Annotated in this window: 8 protein-coding genes; all 8 read right to left on the minus strand. The window is 36.8% G+C overall.

The genetic code is table 11. The annotated features are described in order from the left end of the window. A partial coding sequence (locus ACN6OV_RS09480; RefSeq protein ID WP_427952349.1) for an aldehyde dehydrogenase family protein occupies positions 1-260 on the minus strand: 260 nt, incomplete at its 3' end. A gap of 24 nt (positions 261-284) precedes the next feature. Next, positions 285-1,304: a dihydrodipicolinate synthase family protein gene (locus ACN6OV_RS09485; RefSeq protein WP_427952351.1), complete on the minus strand. Its 1,020-nt coding sequence runs from the start codon at positions 1,302-1,304 to the stop codon at positions 285-287. Between the two features lie 59 nt (positions 1,305-1,363). Continuing rightward, a complete protein-coding gene (locus ACN6OV_RS09490) occupies positions 1,364-2,365 on the minus strand; it encodes an ornithine cyclodeaminase family protein (protein ID WP_427952353.1) in 1,002 nt (333 codons plus the stop codon). A 320-nt stretch (positions 2,366-2,685) separates the two neighbouring features. Continuing rightward, the gene (locus ACN6OV_RS09495; protein WP_427952355.1) at positions 2,686-3,588 is read right to left on the minus strand and encodes a hypothetical protein; all 903 of its coding nucleotides are present in this window, start codon (positions 3,586-3,588) and stop codon (positions 2,686-2,688) included. A 4-nt stretch (positions 3,589-3,592) separates the two neighbouring features. Continuing rightward, positions 3,593-4,732 carry an AAA family ATPase gene (locus ACN6OV_RS09500; RefSeq protein ID WP_427952357.1) on the minus strand — a complete coding sequence of 380 codons (1,140 nt, stop codon included), beginning with the start codon at positions 4,730-4,732 and terminating at the stop codon, positions 3,593-3,595. Positions 4,733-4,737: 5 nt separating this feature from the next. Beyond that, the gene (locus ACN6OV_RS09505; RefSeq protein ID WP_427952359.1) at positions 4,738-5,916 is read right to left on the minus strand and encodes a DUF262 domain-containing protein; all 1,179 of its coding nucleotides are present in this window, start codon (positions 5,914-5,916) and stop codon (positions 4,738-4,740) included. Positions 5,917-6,109: 193 nt separating this feature from the next. Further along, positions 6,110-7,027 (minus strand): LysR family transcriptional regulator, encoded by a 918-nt coding sequence (locus tag ACN6OV_RS09510; protein ID WP_427952361.1) that lies wholly within the window; start codon positions 7,025-7,027, stop codon positions 6,110-6,112. 63 nt (positions 7,028-7,090) lie between these two features. Beyond that, positions 7,091-7,727, minus strand: a 637-nt coding sequence (locus ACN6OV_RS09515) for an oxidoreductase C-terminal domain-containing protein (protein ID WP_427952363.1), incomplete at its 5' end; no start/stop codon positions are given.

Genomic DNA, 7,727 nt, shown 5'->3' on the forward strand with positions numbered 1-7,727 from the left:
TTGATAATTTCATAACGCTGTTTTGCTGTGGTTTTACGCCATTTTTCAAATGCAGACTGAGCAGACTCAATCGCATGATTGGTTTCATCTTCTTTGCAGCGCGGCAGTTTAACCAACTCTAATCCAGTTGCAGGATTATTTAGGCTGTACGTGCCATGTGCAGTTTCCTGCAGCCACTGGCCATTAATAAATGCGCCAGTTTTCCAAAGGCTCGGATCTTTTAATAAATCCGCAGGATTGATATGTGCAATGCTATTCATGTCTTTATCCTTAACTTTTTTGCCTTATTCAGGGAAACGGCCAACCAGGAATTCGCTATCTGGGTCATTGGTGCATGGCAAACCTGAAGCGATTAAACCTTGACGCAATACTTTCATTTGACGGTCTGGAATACGGGCTACCGGAGCGCGAAGCGGACCACCGTTGAAACCAGCTAACCAATCCATGTATTTCCAATGTGCACGGTTAATATAGTTAGAACCTGGCATATATGCGCCAGTTGCAGCACCTACTGCACCGCGAGCCGGCTGAGCTTGCCAGTACAATTTCATGGCTTCGTCAAAATTACCTTCTCTAGCTAGATTAAAGGTTTTGACAAAATGATCACCTGTCCACTGTGTATAGCTGGTTCCTGAAAATTGCATATCCATGTAACGAAGTAATGGAATGACATCACTTTCGATTGGGCAAGTGACAATAATTTGATCTTTGAAACGTTCGTAGCTGTCAATTAAACCTGCAACATGTGGGAAGCCTTGTTCAGCTTTCAATGCAACAACGTTTGGACATTCATCAATTAAACGCTGAATCAGTTCAGGCGACATACCTTGTGGATGAACACGTTCAAAGCCCCATAACGGAATCGCGAACAGCATTACGGCTAAATCAGTCGCATCACAGAATGTTTTGGTATATTCGTAAATTTCCTGTTCTGACGATGGCCAGAAGTTTGATGGATATGACAATAGAACAATATCAGCGCCAGCTTTTTCAGCTAACTTTACTGCTTCAATATTTTCTTCCAGTGTTCCAAAACCTGCATGGAAGAACAAACCCAGCTTGTCACCCGCCTGGTCTTTTGCCCAAGCGGTAAATTGCGCATTCTCTTCTGGAGTAATGGCTACTTCTGTACAAAGCAATGTGTATGTATAGCCAAGATCAATAATACGTTGAATATCGTGACGAATTCCCTTCTCATTGAGGCGTTTTAAATCGCGTGTATAGCTTGGAATGGTTACACCTGAACAACCTACTAAATTTTCGCGTGCCCACTCACGTGCTTCATTGCGTTTATAGTTAGCCATCAAAATTCTCCTTAACTCTTGTATTTACTTTCTTACTAAAAAATTATGTATTTTTTAAATTAACGGTCGATGGTGACAATGCTGTCGCTCATCTCTTGATATAAGTCTGCTGTTTTTGCATTACGTAACAGCATTTCTGCAGTCACGATATCTTGTAGCGCTGAACCGACAGATTTATAAATCACGATTTCATCCGGCGTATTGCGTACTTTGACTTTTCCTGACATCACATCTGACAAAGAAACTGTCTTTGCAGCGACATCACAGCCTTCTTCAATGGCAACAAGCGCGTCACCTGTTTCATGAATGACTTCTTCAGGCATGTCCGCCACGATCAAGCTCGCCTGTTTCATGGTTTCAACATCCAGTTCACGCTGTTCTGGCAATGTTGAACTTACGGACACAACGGTCATTCCGGGTTCAAGCCATGCAGCATCAAAGACTGGTCCGCCATCACGACTGCGTGATGCACAGATCACCACATTGGCACCTTTAACTGCCTCTTCTGCTGTTGCAACAGCTTGAATATCTAAGCCATATTGGGCATGGAATTCTTGTGCGAATTTTTCACGATTCGCTTCTGTTGGGCTAAAGACTCGAACTTTTGCTACGCGGCCTGTTGCATTGAGTGCATGTAAATGACTACGTGCCAATGCACTTGAACCTAAAATGGCAACATCCAGTTTTTCTGTACCAGCCAAAGCATTTACAGCGACTGCTGAACTTGCTGCGGTACGGATGTCGGTAATGCGATTACCATCAATTAAGGCAGCCAAGCGCATGGTGTCTTGATCAAACAAAGAGATCAGGTAGCTGGCTTTTTTATTTTTTGGGCTTGCTGCGATGAGCTTACAGCCCATGTATTCTTTAGATGGAGAAACTGCGCAAAGGCTACGTAACCAAAAGCCGTCGCCACGTGCCATCGTCCGTGGTGGCACCATTGCATTGGAAATAGGCTGACTGTATGCATGGCTTAGCGCTTCGATTGCGCTGGACCAGGTTGCTAGTTCTGCAACATGATCATCATTGATGAATAAAGTTGGATGGTGTGCGTGGTTCACTGCTGAACTCCGTTTCAGTCATTTTTTTCTAATGTACTGATGTCGGATATGCGGAGCTAGCATGTAAGGTGTAAAACAGATATCTATAAAATGGATAGATACAAAAAAATTTCAGGTCGAAAGATATAAATATTTCTAATTAATATTGTGGAACATTGCTCTAATAGTAAGCGTGGAACGTGAAGAATCATAAAAAAGCCCAGATCACAAAGTCTGGGCTTACAGAAATAATTTCATCTAATGTGCATTATATTAATTTTAGAAATTCTTAAAATAACTATAATTTTTTCTTTAGAAAAAAGTATTCAAAATCAAATTTTCTATATTAGTAACTTCTCTCCAATGTAAGCAATCACAAGAGTCTTATTTTCTAATTTGTAATGTATTCTTCCTTCTATCCCTGTAAAATATAAATGAGCTTCATAACCTTCTAAGCGCTTTGGAAATTGGGATTTCCTTTTATCATGTTCTCCAGCTGCATAATTAATAGGGGGAACAAAAGGCTCACCATCTTTATTCTTCCAATCTTCAATATAATTATTAATAGTATATAATTTTGAATAAATTGTGGAAAATAACCAGTAATGCTTTCTAATACCTTCTTCGGCTTCGTTTAATAAAGTTAAATTGGGAAGAAACTCTGAAGGTTCAGTAAGAAATTCTTCAATATTAGGTAATGAACCACTTTCATTTAACCATCGATCATATTCAATTAAATGCTCTATCGTATTAGCATGCTTAATAGATATTTGTTGCTCTTCAATATCTTGAAGACTTTCATTTATACATATTAGGTCTGCAATAATACTATTGGAATTCCATTGCACTAGATTCTTTTTAAATGAAATTACCATTGTTTCTAAAATATATGCCCAAGATAAAGATTCAAAATAATTACTATTATATAAAACCTCTAAGTTGCCTAAATATATATTTTTTTGTTCTAAAAAATTAGTACTATAAGGGTATTTACTTAGAATTAATTTCAAACTTTGAAGCTCTTCTCTAATTTCACTCTTTAGTTCTTTTTTAATTTGTCTAAAATTAATGTTTTCTGAAATTTTAAGATCGTGAATAGAACAATTCATTTGGATTTGAATGTTTCTATCTTTAAAGTATTTAAACAAATCCAATAGATTTTTAATATTATCTCTAAAATGCAAATTAATTTCACTATCCAATAAGGATGGATTATCATCTAAAAAAACTATTTTATTTTGCATACACTTAACTTAATAACTCATCTAAAGCTTTTTCCCATTCATCAAAGAAACCCTCCGGCCATTGTAAAAATCGACCATTACTCTGAAGTTTGGGATAGATAATATTTGTAATACCAGTGTTATAGTCTCTGTCAAAGTAAAAAACCTCTACATTATCAGAATCTATGATGCAATCTTTTGTAGCCAACCGTATACCATTGAGTAAATGATCACTATGGGTCTCAACGAAAATTTGAACACCATCTTGAGCACAAAGGGCTATTAACAAACCTAGTTTAAATTGTCCTCTAGGATGTAAATGTGCTTCCGGATTTTCTAGTAATAAAATATCTCCAGGTTTAGCTGTTAAACAGCTTGTAATTATAGGCAGAGAGTAAGTGAGCCCATACCCAACATTTATTGGTCTTCTTTCAGAACCCATAATATGAGCAGTAGTTTTGTATCTAAATCCTAATGTTGTCGCATCAATGTGATCAATTTTTGATGTCTGAACTTGTGCTCCAGGACTTATCTCTTGTAACCAAGCAGAAATTTGATCTGTTAATTTTGCGGTTGGAGCGATTATTTTTTGGAATTCCATAGGAATTGAAGAATAGCTACTTTTCATACAACGACTATCTGCTACTAATGAATCTTCATTTTGCTGAATATAATCTATTGTAAATTCGCCATGAATCCCTAACCATCCCGCTTCTCTGTGCACTGTTCCTGCTTGAGGATACAAGTTTTTAGGAGAAATTCTATCTGCCTGAATATATTTTAAACTATTAATTTGTTCTATTAATTTTTCAACACAACCTATTATTTTTCCATGTACGATATCATCATTTGAATTATCAGAAACTTCATATTCTAGGGTTATATTTTGATCTTTTTCTGGTAATACTATATCGAATTTAATTGTATTATTTTCAGCATATTCATACAAAACATCACGAGCTCTACCTAGAGATACTAGACTACCAGATAAAAAAAGTACTTTTCCGGTATTATCAATATCTAGTGACTGCTTTAGCAAGGTTAATGTTTGTAAAATTGAACTTTTCCCCGATCCATTTAGACCAGTTAATACATTTAAATTTTTAAATAAAAATTTTTGATCGACTATTGATTTAAAATTTTTAACATTTAAGGCTGTTATCATAAGAATTACTCAATATAGAGATCAAAAATTTTTTCAAAATTTTCTTTTCTAGCATAATACGAAAAGTCAGAACCAGTATTACTACTCAGAGCTTCAAAGAATTTTGGGTTATTCTTCATCTCATTTTCTGTCAAAATTAAAACCTTATCTTTGTTCTTTATAATATTAGTGATTTGTTCGTCTGAGTAAATTTGACAACCTAATAAAAAAACTTGAATTTCAAAAATAGTTTTATTCAGAGGAGATTTATTATTTTTGTCAAAGTCAATTTTTCTGAATGCATACTCACCAAAGATTTCTTTTGCGTATTTCATGCCTCTATAAAAATTATTTTTAGCATTTATCCAATCCACAGAATTCCATTGAATAATATTATTAACTAAGGCATGGTTAATAAAGTCATCTAAAATATCTTTATCATTTCTGCTTCCGTTTGTTGCAAATAATGCAATAACTCTCAAAATCATCTGATGGTCATTTAATCTCTTATCGGATACTTTGTAATCTGTATAGTATAAAAACTCATCACTTTTGGCTATATCTGAAATATAAGTTCGCCATTCTCCAGGATAAATAGAATTTCTTATTTCTTGTCCATTAATTGGTAACCCACCTTGATTTAATCGAGCAAAAATATTGAATTTAACAAGATCAGGAGTACTTGGACGAATAATAGTTGATGTTATCTCTAATTCATTAATTGCTCTGCGATAATTTCTTGGTATTTCTGAAAAAGTTTTACCATTTAAATCGGTTAAATACTGCATGTCAGATAATTTAAGATCTGACATTTTCATTCTTAAAGATCTGGAAAGCTCTTCACTACTTATAAATTGAAAAATAGCGCTGAGTCGTTGTAATCCATCAACTACTGAATAATTACCATCATCATCTTCATTAAAGTAGAATGATGGTAAAGGTATTTTTAGAATAATTGACTCTATTAATCTGGATTTTCTTTTATTATCCCATAAGTTACTTGCACGTTGAAAGTCTGGGTCTAATTTTAACTCATTGTTTTCTAATCTATCTAATAGCTTAGAAATTGTCATAGGTTTTACAATAATATCAATTTTTGCAGTATCGAATGGAGTCAACAAAGTGGCTTTAGACAACTCAGCTTTTTCTGAATCTTCTATATATCCATCTTCTTCTGTATTAAAAAAATCAGTTTGTCCTATCATTCAAAAACACCATAAATCTGACTATAGGATTATGACATAAAGAAAAGTTAAGTTTATGGTTAATTTAAAATTAAATAATTTTCTATCTCGTTCATGAAGGGTTTTATTTAAAAAACTCCTTTTTTGTGGAATAAATTCCCGGAAATTGCTTTTATTAACATAAAATCTCTCATACGAAGTCAGAAACTCCCCCTCACCGATTCACAATCATGCCTTTTAAAATCAACGGTGCTTGCTTTTCAAACCATTGCTGAATCACCCGTGATGCCCGCGTATTGGGACGGCGTATGGTATGCGCTAGCACCACACTACGTGAAAGCTCAGGCTCCACAATTAAACTGGCTGCAAGTCTCTGCTGGTTTTCTACACCAAATAAACCCGAAGAAATCGCATAACCTCCACCTGCCGCTACCAGCTCATGTTGCAAACGATTCGAGTCGGCTTCCACCACACAGTCAAACTTATAATCCATCTGACGTGCCAATTGATCTAAACGCGCACGTAGCGGATGCGGACGACTTGGTACGATTAAAGGTAAATCCTGTAAATCACGCAATTTAATTGTCGGCTGCTCTACCAAAGGATCATGTATTTGACCGACCAGCATCAAGCCGAACTCAGCAATTACTGCTTCCTCATGCTTAATCACCTCGCCTTCACGAAGCAGCAAAGCCATATCAATCCGCCCCTCTTCAATCATTTCTTCCAGGTGGACATTGGAACCTTCACTGAGGTGCAAATCAATACGTGGGTAATTTTTCTTCACATAGCGGTAAAGTTCCCCCGAGAGCTGACGCACCAATGCAGGCAGCAAGCCCACACGAACTTCACCAATCGGCTCCCCACCATAAGTGCGAATATCATCTTCAATTGCACCGCATTCAATCGCCAGGTTAATAATTCTGGGTAAAAGTTCATAACCTAATTCGGTCAGAATCACGCCACGTCCGGTACGTTTAAATAAGCGTGTCCCACATTGTTCTTCAAGTTGGGCAATATGCCGGCTAATCATGGACTGCGGTACATTAAACGCATGCGCTGCCTTGGACAGACTGCCTAACTCTGCGACTTTAATAAACACCAGCCATTTAGAATCCAGTATCGATTGCATGCATATTTCCCTATTCATGTTCCGTGTAAAAAACCGGCCTGAAACACAGACCGGTTTAGATCTTTATACCGAATTAAGAGTCAAAAAACTCTTTAAATTAGTATGAATATCTGCAACTTGGTGCTTGGACGGCGTGATCCCTGCTTCCAGCAGTTTTCTTGCCATCATATGATCTACAGGTTGATTCACCGAATCAATGGCAACAAGTTTATCTTTAGCATAATGGAACACTGAAAAACGTCCGCTCTTCATATCCCCACGAATCACATAATCACTGGTATCAAAAGAAAGTCCTGTCATCTGTAAACGAATGTCGCCCTGATCTGTCCAGAACCACGGTACATTTTTATATTCTGCAGGTTGTGCGGTCACAATCTTGGCAACTGTAATCGCTTGATCATTAGCATTTTGTACAGACTCTAAACGGATGCGTCTGTCTCCTGCAAAATGATTTTCATGGTTGGCACAATCGCCTATGGCAAAAATATTGGCAATATTGGTTTGCATAGTTCGGCTGACACGAATCCCATTATCACACTGAATGCCTGCCTGTTCTGCCAGCTCGGTATTTGGAATTGCACCAACACCGACCAAAACTAGCTCAGCTTGAATCACGCCATGTGCGCATTTCACGCCTGAAACTTTGCCTGACTCACCGACAAATTCATTGATAAATGCACCGGTTTCAATCTGAATACCA

The sequence above is a fragment of the Acinetobacter sp. genome, assembly GCF_050285345.1.
Lineage (GTDB): Bacteria > Pseudomonadota > Gammaproteobacteria > Pseudomonadales > Moraxellaceae > Acinetobacter.